Genomic DNA, 14,708 nt, shown 5'->3' with positions numbered 1-14,708 from the left:
TAGAGAGGTATCGTGGGCTCGGAGATTTGTAAAACAGACAGAAACCACCGCGACCGGCGGGAAGGATACCGAGCATCTGGCAGACAAACACCGTCAAGATGAACAACAACACTAAAAATACGAACAGCCCCGGATGCCGCGAGACGAAATCGTCGTTCGGGTCGCCGCCGGAGTCATACACCGTCGACGGCTCGTCCAGCGGATTACCGCCCAGCACCACCAACATCGCCGCCACGCCGTCGCTGATGCCCTTGCTGTAATTGCCGGCCTTGAACGCCGGGGTCATCACCTGATTGATGATGACCGAACTCTGCGCGTCGGTCAGGCGATCTTCCAGGCCATAGCCGACTTCAATGCGCAGCTTGCGCTCGTCACGGGCCACGATCAGCAACGCGCCGTTGTTTTTGTCTTTCTGGCCGATGCCCCAGTAGCGGCCCAGTTGATAGCCGAAGTCGGCAATGTCGGTGCCCTGCAAATCCGGCAACGTCACTATCACCAACTGTTCACCGGTGACCTTCTCATGGGCCTGAAGCTGTTGCGTCAACTGCTCGCGCACCGAGGGCTCAATCATCCCGGCGTTATCCACCACCCGCCCGGTCAGCTCCGGAAACTTCAATTCGGCCTGGGCTGCCAGTGCGAACACCCACAGCAACAGCACCAGGCCAGTTTTCAACACGCGCATGGGCAACCTCATCGGGACAACTTCAGTATTCAGAATTTGACCTCAGGCGGTTTCTCCGAACCCGGCGTGGCCTCGAAGGTCTCGCGAACCGGCAGGTTGCTGTACATCACGCTGTGCCACAGGCGGCCGGGAAACGTGCGGATCTCGGTGTTGTACTTCTGCACCGCCAGGATGAAATCGCGCCGCGCCACGCTGATGCGGTTTTCGGTGCCTTCAAGCTGCGATTGCAGGGCGAGGAAGTTCTGGTTGGCCTTCAGGTCCGGATAGCGCTCGGACACCACCATCAAGCGGCTCAAGGCGCCACTGAGTTGATCCTGGGCCTGCTGGTACTGCTTGAGTTTTTCAGGGTTATCCAATGTGGAGGCGTCGACCTGGATCGAAGTAGCCTTGGCCCGGGCCTCGATGACGGCGGTCAGGGTGTCTTTTTCATGGGCGGCGTAGCCCTTGACGGTTTCCACCAGGTTGGGGATCAGGTCGGCACGGCGCTGATACTGGTTCTGCACCTGGCCCCAGGCCGCCTTGGCCTGCTCATCGAGGGTCGGGATGTTGTTGATGCCGCAGGCGGTCAGCAACGTGGCCAGCACCAGCAACGTGGCGATTTGCAGCCGCGACCGGTATGACTGTGGAACATTCATCAGAGTGATACTCCCTTCACATTTCATGGAAAAAACAACCGGCAACCCTCTCGACCGGCTCTTGGGGCATAATCGCCCGCGCCACTGGATTGGATCGGGGCAATGGGCTAAAAGATGCCCTGCGCAAAAAAACACACCCGGAATCCGACTGTCGTTTTTCGACTGCCGTATTTGGAAAGCCACCCGAACAACAATAGACGCTCCCTAAATTTTGGCTGGCCGGCGAGTCCATCGCCGTTTGGGCCCTTGAGAAAACAATTCATGAAGAAGCTGTGTTTGCTGGGCCTGTTCGTCAGCCTGGCCAGTCATAACGTATTGGCCGCCACGACGCCCGCACCTCTGGAGAACAAGGAAGCCTTCGTCAGCAACCTGATGAAGCAAATGACCCTCGATGAAAAAATCGGCCAGTTGCGCCTGATCAGCATCGGCCCGGAAATGCCCCGGGAGCTGATCCGCAAGGAAATCGCGGCGGGCAATATCGGCGGTACGTTCAACTCGATCACCCGCCCGGAAAACCGCCCGATGCAGGACGCGGCCATGCGCAGCCGGTTGAAGATCCCGATGTTCTTCGCCTATGACGTGATCCACGGCCATCGCACCATTTTCCCGATCCCGCTGGCCCTGGCGTCGAGCTGGGACATGGACGCCATCGGCCTGTCCGGGCGCATCGCCGCCAAGGAAGCCGCGGCCGACAGCCTCGACATCACCTTCGCGCCCATGGTCGACATCTCCCGAGACCCGCGCTGGGGCCGTACCTCCGAAGGTTTCGGCGAAGACACCTACCTGGTGTCGCGCATTGCCGGCGTGATGGTCAAGGCCTTCCAGGGTACTGGCGCCAACGCCGCCGATAGCATCATGGCCAGCGTCAAGCACTTCGCCTTGTACGGTGCGGTCGAGGGCGGTCGCGACTACAACGTCGTCGACATGAGCCCGGTCAAGATGTACCAGGATTACCTGCCACCGTACCGTGCGGCCATCGACGCCGGTGCTGGCGGGGTGATGGTCGCGCTGAACTCGATCAACGGCGTGCCGGCCACGGCCAACACCTGGCTGATGAACGATCTGCTGCGCAAGGAATGGGGCTTCAAGGGCCTGGCGGTCAGCGACCACGGGGCGATTTTCGAGCTGATCAAGCACGGTGTCGCCGCCGACGGTCGCGAAGCGGCGAAGCTGGCGATCAAGGCCGGCATCCACATGAGCATGAACGACACCCTGTACGGCAAGGAGCTGCCGGGGCTGTTGAAGTCCGGTGAGATCCAGCAGAGCGACATCGACAACGCCGTGCGTGCGGTGCTGGACGCCAAGTACGACATGGGCCTGTTCAAGGACCCGTACCTGCGCATCGGCAAGGCCGAGGATGATCCGGCCGACACCTACGCCGACAGCCGCCTGCACCGTGCCGAAGCCCGTGATGTGGCGCGCCGCAGCCTGGTGCTGCTGAAAAACCAGGGCGAGACCCTGCCACTGAAGAAAACCGCAAAAATCGCCCTGGTCGGCCCGCTGGCCAAGGCCCCGATCGACATGATGGGCAGCTGGGCCGCCGCCGGTAAACCGGCGCAATCGGTGACCCTGTTCGACGGCATGACCAACGCCCTGGGTGCGCAATCGAAGCTGATCTACGCCCGTGGCGCCAACATTACCAGCGACCCGAAAATCCTCGGCTACCTGAACTTCCTCAACTTCGATGCGCCGGAGGTGGTGGATGATCCGCGGCCGGCCAACGTGCTGATCGACGAAGCCGTGAAAGCGGCCAAAGACGCTGATGTCGTGATTGCCGCCGTCGGCGAATCCCGTGGCATGTCCCACGAATCGTCGAGCCGTACCGACCTGAACATCCCGGAAAACCAGCGCGAGCTGATCCGTGCCCTGAAAGCCACCGGCAAACCGCTGGTGCTGGTGTTGATGAACGGCCGGCCACTGACGATCCTCGAAGAGAAAGAACAGGCCGACGCGATCCTGGAAACCTGGTTCAGCGGCACCGAGGGCGGCAACGCCATCGCCGATGTGCTGTTCGGCGACTACAACCCGTCGGGCAAACTGCCGATCTCTATCCCGCGTTCGGTCGGCCAGATTCCGACCTACTACAACCACCTGACCATCGGCCGGCCGTTCACCCCGGGCAAACCCGGCAACTACACCTCGCAGTATTTCGATGACACCACCGGCCCTCTGTACCCGTTCGGTTATGGCCTGAGCTACACCGATTTCAGCCTGAGCGACATGGCGCTGTCGTCGACCACGCTGAACAAGACCGGCAAACTCGACGCCAGTGTCACGGTGAAAAACACCGGCAAGCGCGATGGCGAAACCGTGGTGCAGTTGTACATCCAGGACGTGGCCGGCTCGATGATCCGCCCGATCAAGGAACTGAAGAACTTCCAGAAAGTGATGGTCAAGGCCGGCGAACAGACAGTCGTGCACTTCACCATCACCGAGGACGACCTGAAGTTCTACAACGCCCAGCTCAAGTACGCTGCAGAGCCGGGCAAGTTCAACGTGCAGATCGGCCTGGATTCAGAGAACGTGACGCAGCAGAGCTTTGAATTGCTGTAATTCCTGAAACACCGCAACAAACCTGTAGGAGCGAGCCTGCTCGCGATGGCGGCCTGACAGTCAACAATGATGTTGAATGTGATGGCCTCATCGCGAGCAGGCTCGCTCCTACAGTGGTTTTAGGGTGTAGCGACTAACCCCGCCGATCCAGCAGATTCACCACCACCCGATCCACCCATCCCCACACCCGCTGCTTGACCCGCCGCCACAATGGCCGGCGTTGCCATGCCTCCAGGCTGACTTCCTGGCTCAGGGCAAAGTCCCTTTCGAAACTCGCCGCCACTGCCTGGGTCAGTCCGGGGTCGAGGGCTTCGAGATTGGCTTCGAGGTTGAAGCGCAGATTCCAGTGATCGAAATTGCACGAACCGATGCTCACCCAATCATCAATCAGGACCATTTTCAGGTGCAGGAAACACGGCTGGTACTCGAAAATCTGCACCCCGGCCTTGAGCAGTCGCGGGTAGTAACGATGCCCGGCGTAGCGCACTGAAGGGTGATCGGTGCGCGGCCCGGTCAGCAGCAGCCGCACATCGACACCTCGGGATGCCGCACGGCGCAGGGAGCGGCGGACTTTCCAGGTCGGCAGAAAATACGGCGTGGCCAGCCAGATCCGTCGCTGGCCGCTGTTCAACGCGCGAATCAGCGATTGCAGGATGTCCCGGTGCTGACGGGCGTCAGCGTAGGCAACCCGGCCCATGCCCTCGCCCGTAGACGGCACCCGAGGCAGACGCGGCAGGCCGAAATGCGAAGCGGGCTTCCACGCGCGGCGATGGCGGTTGGCGATCCATTGGCGGTCGAACAGCAACTGCCAGTCGAGCACCAGCGGGCCGGTGATTTCCACCATCACTTCATGCCACTCGCTGACCTCTTCACCCGGCGTCCAGAACTCATCGGTCACGCCGGTGCCGCCGACCACGGCCATGGATTGATCCACCAGCAACAGCTTGCGGTGATCACGGTAAAAGTTGCCGACCCAGCGCCGCCAGCTCAGGCGATTGTAGAAACGCAGCTCGACCCCGGCCGCCATCAGGCGCTGACGCAAGGTCAGGGTGAAAGCCAGGCTGCCGTAATCATCGAACAGGCAACGCACCCGCACTCCACGTTCGGCTGCCTGGACCAACGCCTGCACCATGGCCTCGGCGCAGGCGCCCGCCTCCACCAGGTACAACTCCAGTTCGACCTGTTCTTCGGCACGGGCAATCGCCACCAGCATGCGCGGGAAGAACTGCGGGCCGTCGATCAGCAGTTCGAAGTGGTTGCCTTCACGCCAGGGAAAGATTGCGCCGGCCATGTCAACGCGCCGTAAAGATCAGCACCGCACCCACCGGTACCGACAGACTGATGGCGGACAGGCCAGCGACCTTGCGCAGCGCATCCAGGCCTGGCGCCAGGTCGAAGTCTTCGGCATTGATCACCAGCGGTTCCAGGGTCACCACCTGGAAACGCCGGTCATCGAGACGCGTGGCCAGCAGTTCGGCGTTGTAGGTGTGTTGCTTGCCATGCAGATCGACGGTCAGCGGCAGGCGCAATTCCAGTTGCGCGCCGGAGGCGAGGTCGTTGATCGGGCGCAGATCGATCTGAGTGGTGATCAGCGCCTCGGAAAAGGTCTGGACTTCGAACAGGTCCTTGCGCATGCGCTCATCGCGCAACGGGATGCCGCTGTTGATTGAATCGAGCTCGACTTCCACCTCGGCCAGCCCTTTGGGATCGACCTTGCCGTGCAGTACCAGAAAGCGTTGCACTTCGGAAATGTTGGCGTTTTTGGTGCTGACAAACGACAGCCGTGAAGACTCACCGTCCAGATACCAATCGGCCCGGGCCGACTGCGAGGCGCCGGCCAGCAGCAGGATGGCGAGGGTTTGGGTGACAGACCGCTTGAACATAGGGACTCATGCTGAAAATAAACCTGCACGAACCTTAACTGGCTTGTCACAAGTTGCAAACTTTCCTTTGTGGCGAGGGGATTTATCCCCGTTCGGCTGCGAAGCAGTCGCAGATCCTGCGATTTGGTATGACTGAAAAAATGCAGAGGGCCGCTTCGCGACCCAACGGGGATAAATCCCCTCGCCACAAAAGTTCCCTCGCCACAATGAGCGTTACCAAATTCAGGGCTGCAGGCGGCAGCCCTGGCGCTCACCAATCCACACAGCGCTGTTGCTGCGCCCCATGCCACTGACGGTGATGCGCTTGTTCGCGGTGTCCTCGGTAAAGTCGCTGGTGGGCAGCCACTGTTTCACGTAGCTGTGGCAATACCCCGCGTCGTTGCTCATCACATATCGGCACGAGCAATATTCCTTGGCGGTGTAGGCGCTGATGATGTCCGGGAAAGCCCCAAGCGCCACCCGCTCCTGCCAGCCCCAACCGAGCAAGGCGACCAGCAGGATCAACAGCAACGTGCTGAACGGCCGGCGACGCACAAAGCCGCGACGGTTCATGGCTGCACCTTCGCGGCGAAGGCCTTGAGCGCGAGCTTGAGCAGTTCGTTGTGTCGATAGCTGCCATCCCGGTCATCGCCGTAGCGCACGATCACCAGATGTTCGCCGGGAATCACGTACATCGCCTGGCCCCAATGCCCCAGTGCGGCGAAGGTATCGGCGGGGGCATCGGGCCAGGGTCGGGCGGCCCCGTCCGTTGCACGATTGAGCCACCAGTGTCCGCCGGGAACCGCATCATCCTGGTTGGCCTGATAGTGGGCGAACGGCTCGCGGTTGAATGCGATCCAGTCCCTGGGCAGCAATTGCCGCTCGCCCCAGCGCCCGTCGCGGGCCATCAACAGGCCGATGCGGGCCAGGTCCCGAGCAGTGAGGTAGGCGTAGGACGAGGCGACAAATGTGCCTGCGGCGTCGGTTTCCCACACTGCATGGTGAATGCCCAATGGCTCGAACAAAGCCGTCCACGGATAGTCCGCATAGTGGTCCGGGCCAACGATGGTTTTCAGCGCGGCGGACAACAGATTGGTGTCACCGCTGGAATAACGGAACGCCTGCCCCGGTGCGGCGTAGGTGCCATGATCGGCGGTGAACGCGGCCATGTCCGGGTGGCCACGGGTGTAGAGCATGGCCACCACCGAGGATTTCAGCGGGGCGTATTCATAGTCTTCCTGCCAATCGAGGCCGGAAGCCCAGTGCAGCAAGTCGGCCAGGGTCATGTCCGGGTGTTTTTGCAGGGGGGGATAGAATTGGGCGACCGGATCCTGAAGTTTGAACCGGCCTTCACCATAGGCCACGCCGAGGACCGTGGCCATCAGGCTCTTGCTGATCGACCAGGTCAGGTGCGGTGTCTCGGCGGTGGTCGGACCGGCGTAGCGTTCGTAGATCAACTGGCCGTCACGGATCACCAGCAAGGCGTCGGTGCGGATGCCTTGGCGGGTGGTTTCATCGCGGGGCGCGAAGGCATAGTGTTCAAGCGCTTCAAGCGCAGGCCCAGTGATGGCCGGGCCGGTCGGCCATTGCTCGGCGGGCCACTGTTCGGCACGGGTCGTGAGACTGACCAGCAGGATGAAAAACAGGGACAAGCCTTTGAACATGGCCGGGGCTCTTGGGGATGAACCTGGTGAGCCTAGTCGAGGTTGATGACAGTTCCGGGATTTGTGTTGCCATTGAGGCCCCCATCGCGGCGGTGCGGCGATCCGACAAGCCTTGCTCCCACAGGTTCATCGTCTGTCGCGAATATCTAATACGACTCTAATCCTGTGGGAGCAAGGCTTGCCCGCGATGAGGCCCGTCAGATCGACAACAACGCCTTGGCCAACCGCTTGCCCCGCGCCCCCGCTGCCAGATCCATCACCGCCTGATCCCGCTGCCACATCGCCGCCCACTCCGGCGGTCCCTCGGCCAGCGCTTCATTCACCTCAGCCTTGAGCGCCTCGAACTGCGCAAACAATCCACCGAGTAACACATGCCCGGCCGGGCTGCCCGGGGCCTGACGACTGACCTCCGCGCAACCGGCCAGCAACGCCAGCAAGCGCAGTTGCAGGGTTTGCGGCCAGTCGCTGTCCTGACCGACACCATACAACCAGGCGGTCATGGCACTAAGTACACAGATGTCTTCCAGGGTGCGGAACGGTTTGACATACGCATCCCAGCCATCCCCCGCCAGCAATTCACACAGCGCGTTATCCAGAAACAACCGGCCATGGCTGATGTCCGGCATCAAGGGGATCGTCGGCAGTTTCTCCACCCGCACGCCCGGCTCATCGGGATAGACCACCGCCAGGCTCAGGCGCGGATCGTCGCCGGGTTGTTCGCTGCGGGCGGCGATCAATAGCCAGTCGGCGGCATCGCCAGCGGTGACGAAATCCTTTTGCCCGCTCAAGCGCAAATCCCGCAGACGGGTCTGCATGTCCGCCACTCGCAGGCTGCGTTGCTCGGTGGCACACAGCGCACCGAGGCTCATCGGCGCGCTCGGCCAGAGCATGCGCAACGCCGCCTGATACCCCACCAGAAACGCCAGCCCCGGCGTTGCCATCAGGCGCCCACCGGCCACGGCCAATTCAAACGGGGTGACGTTGCCCAACAGCTGCAACAGCGTCACGAACCCTTCGCCCAGGTCCGGGTCGGCGGGTAAGCGATCGTGGCGTTTCAAGAGGGTTTGCCAGGGCATAAGAGGCTCCTTGTGGGCTGTCATATAAGCATCACCAAAGCTTAACGGCGATGACACCGGGGCTACATAGCCTGACTTTGCACAACAAGGCTGGATAAAGAAAGTCGATCCGCTGTAACCCAAAGACGGGTGAGCAGCCCGCACGGAGATTCGCCATGACTCAGATCGCCCGCATCAGCGACACCGGCAACGAACGCCGCCTGCAAGCCGAACGCCTGGTGGGCGCCGAGGCTCTGCAAGAAGCACAGGCCTTGCGTTTCAACGTATTCAGCGGCGAATTCAACGCCAAGCTGAAGGGCGCGGAGCTGGGTCTGGACATGGATGACTACGATGTTCATTGCAACCACATCGGCGTGCGTGACTTGAACACCGGCCGCCTGGTGGCAACCACCCGACTGCTCGACCACACGGCCGCCAGCAGCCTGGGCAAGTTCTACAGCGAAGAAGAATTCAGCTTGCATGGCCTGGTCCATCTGCAAGGCCCGATCCTGGAAATCGGTCGCACCTGCGTCGATCCGGCCTACCGTAACGGCGGCACCATTGCCGTGCTGTGGGGCGAACTGGCCGAAGTGCTGAACCAGGGCGGCTACAGCTATTTGATGGGTTGCGCGAGCATCCCGATGCAGGACGGTGGCATCCAGGCCCATGCGATCATGCAGCGCCTGCGCGAACGCTACCTGTGCACCGAACACCTGCGGGCCGAACCGAAAAAACCGCTGCCGACCCTGGATATTCCTTCCAACGTGATCGCTGAAATGCCGCCACTGCTCAAGGCTTACATGCGCCTGGGGGCGAAAATTTGCGGCGAGCCGTGCTGGGACGAGGACTTCCAGGTCGCGGACGTGTTCATTCTGCTCAAGCGCGACGAACTCTGCCCGCGCTACGCCAAACACTTCAAGGCGGCCGTGTAATGCGCCGGTTGCGCGTGTACGCGCGAATCGCCCGGGTGCTGCTGGTGGTGGCGCTCGGCCTGAGCATGGCCAGCGTGTTCGGTGTGTTCGAACGCCTGGGCCTGGCTCACTCGATGGTCCGCCGCCAGCGCTGGTCGCGGTTTTTCATGGCGCGCCTGAGCAATGCCCTGCCCTTCGATGTGACCGTACACGGTGAGTTGCCGAAGACGCCGATGTTGTGGGTCAGCAACCACGTGTCCTGGACCGACATCCCGCTGCTGGGGATGCTCACGCCGTTGTCGTTCCTGTCCAAGGCCGAAGTACGCACTTGGCCGGTCGCGGGCTGGCTGGCGGCCAAGGCCGGCAGCCTGTTCATCCGTCGCGGGTCGGGCGACAGCCAGTTGATCCGCAAACAGATGACCCGCCATCTGCAACAAGAACATCCGCTGCTGATGTTCCCGGAAGGCACCACCACCGATGGCCGCTCCCTGCGCACCTTCCACGGTCGCCTGCTGTCGGCGGCGATTGATTCCGAGGTGAAACTGCAACCGGTGGCGATCCGCTATGTGCGCGAAGGCGAACCCGATACGCTGGCACCGTTCATTGGCGATGATGATTTGCTGTCGCACCTGATGCGGTTATTTGCCAATGATCGCGGCGGTGTGGAAATCCATCTGCTCAAGCCGATCCCTTGCGAAGGCCGTGAACGTGCCGCGCTGGCGTTCGAAGCGCAGCAGGCGGTGCAGAAGGCGTTGTTTGGCGAAGTGACGAAACCTTCGGAACCACGGCGTGCAGGCGAACTGATCGCCGCATAAGCGCTTTTCTGTGGGAGCAAAGCTTGCTCGCGATGGGATCACTGCGGTTTAACTGAAGACCGCGTTATCGTTCATCGCGAGCAAGCTTTGCTCCCACAGGGGTTGCTGTCAGCGGTTTTGGGCGAATGCCTGAAGCTGCGGATAGAACAACCGGAAATCCTCGCTCAACGGCTCATACAACACCCGCAACTCCTGCATCGCAGCGGCCAGTTCCTCCGGCCGGGTCAAGCGCCGCGAAATCCCCCGCAACACCTGCTCAAGCACTTCAAATTCCCGATAGGAACCCAACCAGTCATTGGCCACCATGTGCGGCGCGATCCTCGCCAGGCGCTCGGGCAGTTGCGGCTGACTGGACAACACCCGGTACACGTCCGAGGTGAACAGCTCCAATGGCCGGTCCGCGTACAACGCCCAGTCCCTTGCCAGGCAGTGGTCGAAAAACACGTCGAGGACGATCCCGGCGTAACGCCGGCGCGTCAGGGAAAAGCGCGACAACGAGGCATCCACCAACGGATGGCGGTCGGTGAAGACGTCGATGCTGCGATGCAACTGGATGGCCGATTCGATTTCCGGATCGAACTGCCCTTGCAGCCGTCCCTTGACGAAATCGCCATACAGACTGCCGAGCAATTGACCGGGGCGCTGGCCACCGAGGTGAAGATGTGCGAGATAGTTCATGGGCGCAGCTTAGCACTGCGCCCTTGTTTCTTTACAATCAACGTATCGTTATAACCCGATATACCGATTTGCTCGGTCGTCAGATCGAAATCATATTGGTATATCGCGAAATACCGATTTAAAGTTCGCTTCATCGCGATATAGCGTTTTACTAATCACGAGCCCCCGACCATGAACCTTGACCTCGACGAAATAATAAAAGCCCTGGCGCACCCGGTACGGCGAGAAATCCTGCACTGGCTGAAAGACCCGACCGTCGAATTCCCCGACCAGTCACACAGCAACGAGCACGGCGTTTGCGCCGGGCAAATCGATCAACGTTGCAATCTGTCGCAGTCCACGGTGTCCGCACACCTGGCGACCCTGCAACGCGCCGGCCTGATCAGCAGCCGCAAAGTCGGCCAGTGGCACTTTTTCAAACGCAATGAGGAAACCATTCAGGAGTTCCTCCGCATCTTCAGTAAAGAGCTCTGACCCTTCACGTCAGCCGGCCGACAAGGAATTAAACAATGCCCCTCTCGCTACTCATTCTGGCGTTAAGCGCCTTCGCCATCGGCACCACCGAGTTCGTCATCATGGGCTTGCTGCCTAACGTGGCGGCCGACCTCGGTGTGTCGATCCCCGGCGCCGGCTGGCTGGTGACCGGTTACGCACTCGGCGTGGCCATTGGTGCGCCGTTCATGGCGCTGGCCACCGCCCGGCTGCCACGCAAGGCCGCCCTGGTGGCGTTGATGGGCATTTTCATTGTCGGCAACCTGCTCTGCGCGGTGGCCAGTGATTACAACGTGCTGATGTTTGCCCGTGTCGTCACCGCCCTCTGCCACGGTGCTTTCTTTGGTATCGGTTCGGTCGTGGCGGCAGGCCTGGTGCCCGCCAACAAACGCGCCTCGGCTGTGGCCCTGATGTTCACCGGCCTGACCCTGGCCAACGTCCTCGGCGTGCCGCTGGGCACTGCGCTCGGTCAACAAGCCGGCTGGCGCTCGACCTTCTGGGCGGTGACCGTGATCGGTGTGATCGCGCTGATCGGCCTGATTCGTTTCCTGCCGGCCAAACGTGACGAAGAGAAACTCGACATGCGCGCCGAACTGCGTGCCCTCAAAGGCGCCGGTATCTGGTTGTCCCTGAGCATGACCGCGCTGTTCGCCGCCTCGGTGTTCACCCTGTTCACCTACGTCGCACCGCTGCTGGGCGAAGTCACCGGTGTCTCGCCCCGTGGCGTGACCTGGACCCTGATGCTGATCGGCCTCGGCCTGACCGTGGGCAACATCATCGGCGGCAAACTGGCTGACAAAGGCCTGGCTGCGACGCTGATTGGTGTCTTCGTCTCGATGGCCGTGGTGTCCACGGTGCTGACCTGGACCAGCGTCGCGCTGATCCCGACCGAAATCACCCTGTTCCTCTGGGCCACCGCGTGTTTCGCCGCCGTGCCTGCCCTGCAAGTCAACGTGGTGACCTACGGCAAGGCGGCACCGAACCTGGTATCGACCCTGAACATCGGCGCGTTCAACGTCGGCAACGCCCTGGGCGCCTGGGTCGGCGGCAGCGTCATCGCCCACGGTTTCGGCTTGACCAGCGTGCCCCTCGCGGCCGCCGCACTGGCGGTACTCGCCCTGCTGGCGACCCTGATCACTTTCCGTCAGAGCGGTAATCCCGAACTGGCTCCAGCGACTAACTGATCTCCATAAGAGAGCTATTAAATGACGACTATTTTTGATCCGATCAAACTGGGCGACCTCGAACTGGCCAACCGCATCATCATGGCCCCGCTGACCCGTTGCCGCGCCGACGAAGGCCGCGTGCCCAACGCGTTGATGGCCGAGTATTACGTTCAACGTGCATCGGCCGGCCTGATCCTCAGCGAGGCCACCTCGGTGACCCCGATGGGCGTCGGCTACCCGGACACCCCGGGCATCTGGTCCAACGATCAAGTGCGTGGCTGGACCAATGTGACCAAAGCCATCCACGGCGCGGGCGGCAAGATCTTCCTGCAACTGTGGCACGTCGGCCGGGTTTCCCACGAGTCGTACCTGAACGGCGAAAAACCGGTCGCCCCGAGCGCCATTCAGCCCAAAGGTCACGTCAGCCTGGTTCGCCCATTGGCCGACTACCCGACCCCGCGCGCCCTGGAAACCGCTGAAATTGCCGACATCGTCGATGCTTATCGCGTCGGTGCCGAAAACGCCAAGGCCGCCGGGTTCGACGGCGTGGAAATCCACGGCGCCAACGGCTACCTGCTCGACCAGTTCCTGCAAAGCAGCACCAACCAACGCACCGACCAGTACGGCGGCTCCCTGGAAAACCGTGCGCGCCTGTTGCTGGAAGTGACCGATGCAGCGATTGAAGTCTGGGGCGCCGGCCGTGTCGGCGTGCACCTGTCCCCGCGTGCCGACTCCCATGACATGGGCGACGACAACCTGGCCGAAACCTTCACCTATGTGGCTCGTGAACTGGGCAAACGCGGCATCGCGTTCATCTGCTCCCGCGAGAAAGAAGGCGCCGACAGTCTCGGCCCACAGATCAAGGAAGCCTTCGGCGGCCCGTACATCATCAACGAACGCTTCACCAAGGACAGCGCCAATGCCTGGCTGGCTGCCGGCAAGGCTGATGCAGTGGCCTTCGGTGTGCCGTTCATCGCCAACCCGGATTTGCCGGCTCGCTTGAAGGCCGATGCGCCGCTGAACGAGGCGCGTCCGGAACTGTTCTACGGCAAGGGGCCGGTGGGTTATATCGACTATCCGACGTTGTAATCGTCAGCCCCTGAAACGCAAAAGCCCCGGACTCGAAAGAGCCGGGGCTTTTGCGTTTCTGTAGGAGCAAGCTTGCTCGCGATGGGCGTCAGCGATAACGCGCCCTGTCTGGATGACCGGGTTGTCGGGACGTTTTTCGCGAGCAGGCTCGCTCCTGCAGTTGGATTGCGTTTAATTTCGCAGGTGCAATATCGGATGACTCCGCAGGACCTTGTAGGCAAACTCCGAATCTCGCTTTTGGGCACTTTGATGCCTTGTTGCGCTTTTCTTTGACGGGATAGTCTCCGGACGTCGATGACCATTCAGCGATCGGGCTTGGAAACCCGTCAAGTCAAACGCAACAGCCCCATCACAACTGCGGACGTCAGTTCATCCGCACCCTTGTGTTATGGCAGCTGTGCGTGGGACGCCTTTGGGCGTGCCGGTTTCCTTGACTTCCGGTTTTCCAACCTGCGTACAGCTGCCACCATTCGCTTGGAAACGAACGTGGTAGCTCCTCAAGTCAGGAGTTGCACCATGACCAACGCAAATCAACCGTCACCCACAGAACTGAAAACCGCCGGTTTCACCCCCTTCCTGTACCTCTCGAATCAACCATTGTTCCACGTCTGCCGAGACGTCCCCATCGTCGACGCACTGGCCCAAGCCTCCAATCTATTATTCCTCGCCAAAGAGCTCACGGTGGATGCCGCCTACGCAAAAGACACCGACCGCCATGCCTGGGCCGCGCATTATCTGACGGTGATGAGCAAAGCCGTGATTGATGATGTGACGAAGGTGCTGGAGCGAGGGGCAGATCGCAAGCGCAAGGGTGCCGCGCAATAGTGATAGCTCATTTTTTGTAGGAGCAAGCTCTGCTCGCGATGGACGTCAACGATGATGCGGGCTGTCTGGATGCCCGTGTTGTCTGGGCGATTTTCGCGAGCAGGCTCGCTCCTACAGGGGAACGCGGTCATCCGTAAAATCAGGTCGGCTGGCAGGCCGTCATCGCTGGCAAGCCAGCTCCCACAGGTATTTTAGGCGCCTGCCAAAATCAGGTCGGCTACTAGGCCGCCTCGGCTGTTTTGGCTTTTGATTTTCTTGCGCCATCGAGAGGCCGAGTGGAG

15 protein-coding genes are annotated in these 14,708 nt (G+C 61.3%); 7 read left to right on the top strand and 8 right to left on the bottom strand.

The window, feature by feature from the left end; genetic code table 11:
* The coding region (locus tag GPL81_RS12120) for a TPM domain-containing protein (RefSeq protein ID WP_160106889.1) at positions 1-682 on the bottom strand (682 nt) is incomplete at its 3' end.
* A 29-nt stretch (positions 683-711) separates the two neighbouring features.
* Entirely contained in the window at positions 712-1,317 is a 606-nt protein-coding gene (locus GPL81_RS12115) for a LemA family protein (RefSeq protein ID WP_096513049.1), read from the bottom strand.
* Positions 1,318-1,578: 261 nt separating this feature from the next.
* On the opposite strand from GPL81_RS12115, the gene bglX reads away from it, so the two are divergent.
* A complete protein-coding gene (bglX, locus tag GPL81_RS12110; RefSeq protein WP_160106888.1) occupies positions 1,579-3,870 on the top strand; it encodes a beta-glucosidase BglX in 2,292 nt (763 codons plus the stop codon).
* A gap of 133 nt (positions 3,871-4,003) precedes the next feature.
* Here the strand turns inward: bglX and GPL81_RS12105 are convergent, their stop codons facing one another.
* The 5 genes from GPL81_RS12105 to GPL81_RS12085 form a co-directional block, all read right to left on the bottom strand.
* The gene (locus tag GPL81_RS12105) at positions 4,004-5,161 is read right to left on the bottom strand and encodes a phospholipase D-like domain-containing protein (protein WP_160106887.1); all 1,158 of its coding nucleotides are present in this window, start codon (positions 5,159-5,161) and stop codon (positions 4,004-4,006) included.
* Position 5,162: 1 nt separating this feature from the next.
* Positions 5,163-5,753, bottom strand: coding sequence for a YceI family protein (locus GPL81_RS12100; protein WP_160106886.1), 591 nt, complete (start codon positions 5,751-5,753; stop codon positions 5,163-5,165).
* Between the two features lie 222 nt (positions 5,754-5,975).
* Complete coding sequence (locus tag GPL81_RS12095; RefSeq protein ID WP_160106885.1) at positions 5,976-6,305, bottom strand: amidase; 330 nt, start codon at positions 6,303-6,305, stop codon at positions 5,976-5,978.
* Complete coding sequence (locus GPL81_RS12090) at positions 6,302-7,396, bottom strand: serine hydrolase domain-containing protein (RefSeq protein WP_160106884.1); 1,095 nt, start codon at positions 7,394-7,396, stop codon at positions 6,302-6,304. Before GPL81_RS12090 ends, GPL81_RS12095 begins: the two co-directional genes overlap by 4 nt.
* Positions 7,397-7,593: 197 nt before the next feature.
* Positions 7,594-8,472 carry an acyl-CoA dehydrogenase family protein gene (locus tag GPL81_RS12085; protein ID WP_160106883.1) on the bottom strand — a complete coding sequence of 293 codons (879 nt, stop codon included), beginning with the start codon at positions 8,470-8,472 and terminating at the stop codon, positions 7,594-7,596.
* Positions 8,473-8,627: 155 nt separating this feature from the next.
* On the opposite strand from GPL81_RS12085, the gene olsB reads away from it, so the two are divergent.
* Positions 8,628-9,383: an L-ornithine N(alpha)-acyltransferase gene (gene olsB, locus GPL81_RS12080; protein WP_160106882.1), complete on the top strand. Its 756-nt coding sequence runs from the start codon at positions 8,628-8,630 to the stop codon at positions 9,381-9,383.
* Positions 9,383-10,177 carry a lysophospholipid acyltransferase family protein gene (locus GPL81_RS12075; protein WP_160106881.1) on the top strand — a complete coding sequence of 265 codons (795 nt, stop codon included), beginning with the start codon at positions 9,383-9,385 and terminating at the stop codon, positions 10,175-10,177. The genes olsB and GPL81_RS12075 overlap by 1 nt, the downstream gene beginning before the upstream one ends.
* 108 nt (positions 10,178-10,285) lie before the next feature.
* Here the strand turns inward: GPL81_RS12075 and GPL81_RS12070 are convergent, their stop codons facing one another.
* Positions 10,286-10,855 carry an acyl carrier protein phosphodiesterase gene (locus tag GPL81_RS12070; protein WP_160106880.1) on the bottom strand — a complete coding sequence of 190 codons (570 nt, stop codon included), beginning with the start codon at positions 10,853-10,855 and terminating at the stop codon, positions 10,286-10,288.
* Between the two features lie 171 nt (positions 10,856-11,026).
* Between GPL81_RS12070 and GPL81_RS12065 the strand changes: the two genes are divergently transcribed.
* The 4 genes from GPL81_RS12065 to GPL81_RS12050 all read left to right on the top strand — a co-directional run bounded on the left by GPL81_RS12065 (position 11,027) and on the right by GPL81_RS12050 (position 14,427).
* The gene (locus GPL81_RS12065; protein WP_160106879.1) at positions 11,027-11,329 is read left to right on the top strand and encodes an ArsR/SmtB family transcription factor; all 303 of its coding nucleotides are present in this window, start codon (positions 11,027-11,029) and stop codon (positions 11,327-11,329) included.
* Between the two features lie 35 nt (positions 11,330-11,364).
* On the top strand, positions 11,365-12,531 hold the full coding sequence (locus tag GPL81_RS12060; protein ID WP_096513059.1) for an MFS transporter: 1,167 nt from the start codon (positions 11,365-11,367) through the stop codon (positions 12,529-12,531).
* Positions 12,532-12,552: 21 nt separating this feature from the next.
* Positions 12,553-13,602, top strand: coding sequence for an alkene reductase (locus GPL81_RS12055; RefSeq protein ID WP_121103641.1), 1,050 nt, complete (start codon positions 12,553-12,555; stop codon positions 13,600-13,602).
* Between the two features lie 516 nt (positions 13,603-14,118).
* Positions 14,119-14,427, top strand: coding sequence for a DUF3077 domain-containing protein (locus tag GPL81_RS12050; RefSeq protein WP_160106878.1), 309 nt, complete (start codon positions 14,119-14,121; stop codon positions 14,425-14,427).
* Positions 14,428-14,708: the final 281 nt, after the last annotated feature.

Source organism: Pseudomonas izuensis (genome assembly GCF_009861505.1).
GTDB classification, from domain to species: domain Bacteria; phylum Pseudomonadota; class Gammaproteobacteria; order Pseudomonadales; family Pseudomonadaceae; genus Aquipseudomonas; species Aquipseudomonas izuensis.
The sequence above is the reverse complement of the archived record's forward strand: the minus strand, read 5'-3'. Positions and strand labels throughout refer to the sequence as shown.

Coding starts and splice junctions, on each gene's coding strand:
- GPL81_RS12100 (WP_160106886.1), bottom strand. CDS start 5,753: ATGTTCAAGCGGTCTGTCACCCAAACCCTCGCCATCCTGCTGCTGGCC.
- GPL81_RS12060 (WP_096513059.1), top strand. CDS start 11,365: ATGCCCCTCTCGCTACTCATTCTGGCGTTAAGCGCCTTCGCCATCGGC.
- GPL81_RS12095 (WP_160106885.1), bottom strand. CDS start 6,305: ATGAACCGTCGCGGCTTTGTGCGTCGCCGGCCGTTCAGCACGTTGCTG.
- GPL81_RS12115 (WP_096513049.1), bottom strand. CDS start 1,317: ATGAATGTTCCACAGTCATACCGGTCGCGGCTGCAAATCGCCACGTTG.
- GPL81_RS12065 (WP_160106879.1), top strand. CDS start 11,027: ATGAACCTTGACCTCGACGAAATAATAAAAGCCCTGGCGCACCCGGTA.
- GPL81_RS12050 (WP_160106878.1), top strand. CDS start 14,119: ATGACCAACGCAAATCAACCGTCACCCACAGAACTGAAAACCGCCGGT.
- GPL81_RS12090 (WP_160106884.1), bottom strand. CDS start 7,396: ATGTTCAAAGGCTTGTCCCTGTTTTTCATCCTGCTGGTCAGTCTCACG.
- GPL81_RS12085 (WP_160106883.1), bottom strand. CDS start 8,472: ATGCCCTGGCAAACCCTCTTGAAACGCCACGATCGCTTACCCGCCGAC.
- GPL81_RS12055 (WP_121103641.1), top strand. CDS start 12,553: ATGACGACTATTTTTGATCCGATCAAACTGGGCGACCTCGAACTGGCC.
- GPL81_RS12070 (WP_160106880.1), bottom strand. CDS start 10,855: ATGAACTATCTCGCACATCTTCACCTCGGTGGCCAGCGCCCCGGTCAA.
- GPL81_RS12075 (WP_160106881.1), top strand. CDS start 9,383: ATGCGCCGGTTGCGCGTGTACGCGCGAATCGCCCGGGTGCTGCTGGTG.
- GPL81_RS12105 (WP_160106887.1), bottom strand. CDS start 5,161: ATGGCCGGCGCAATCTTTCCCTGGCGTGAAGGCAACCACTTCGAACTG.
- olsB (WP_160106882.1), top strand. CDS start 8,628: ATGACTCAGATCGCCCGCATCAGCGACACCGGCAACGAACGCCGCCTG.
- bglX (WP_160106888.1), top strand. CDS start 1,579: ATGAAGAAGCTGTGTTTGCTGGGCCTGTTCGTCAGCCTGGCCAGTCAT.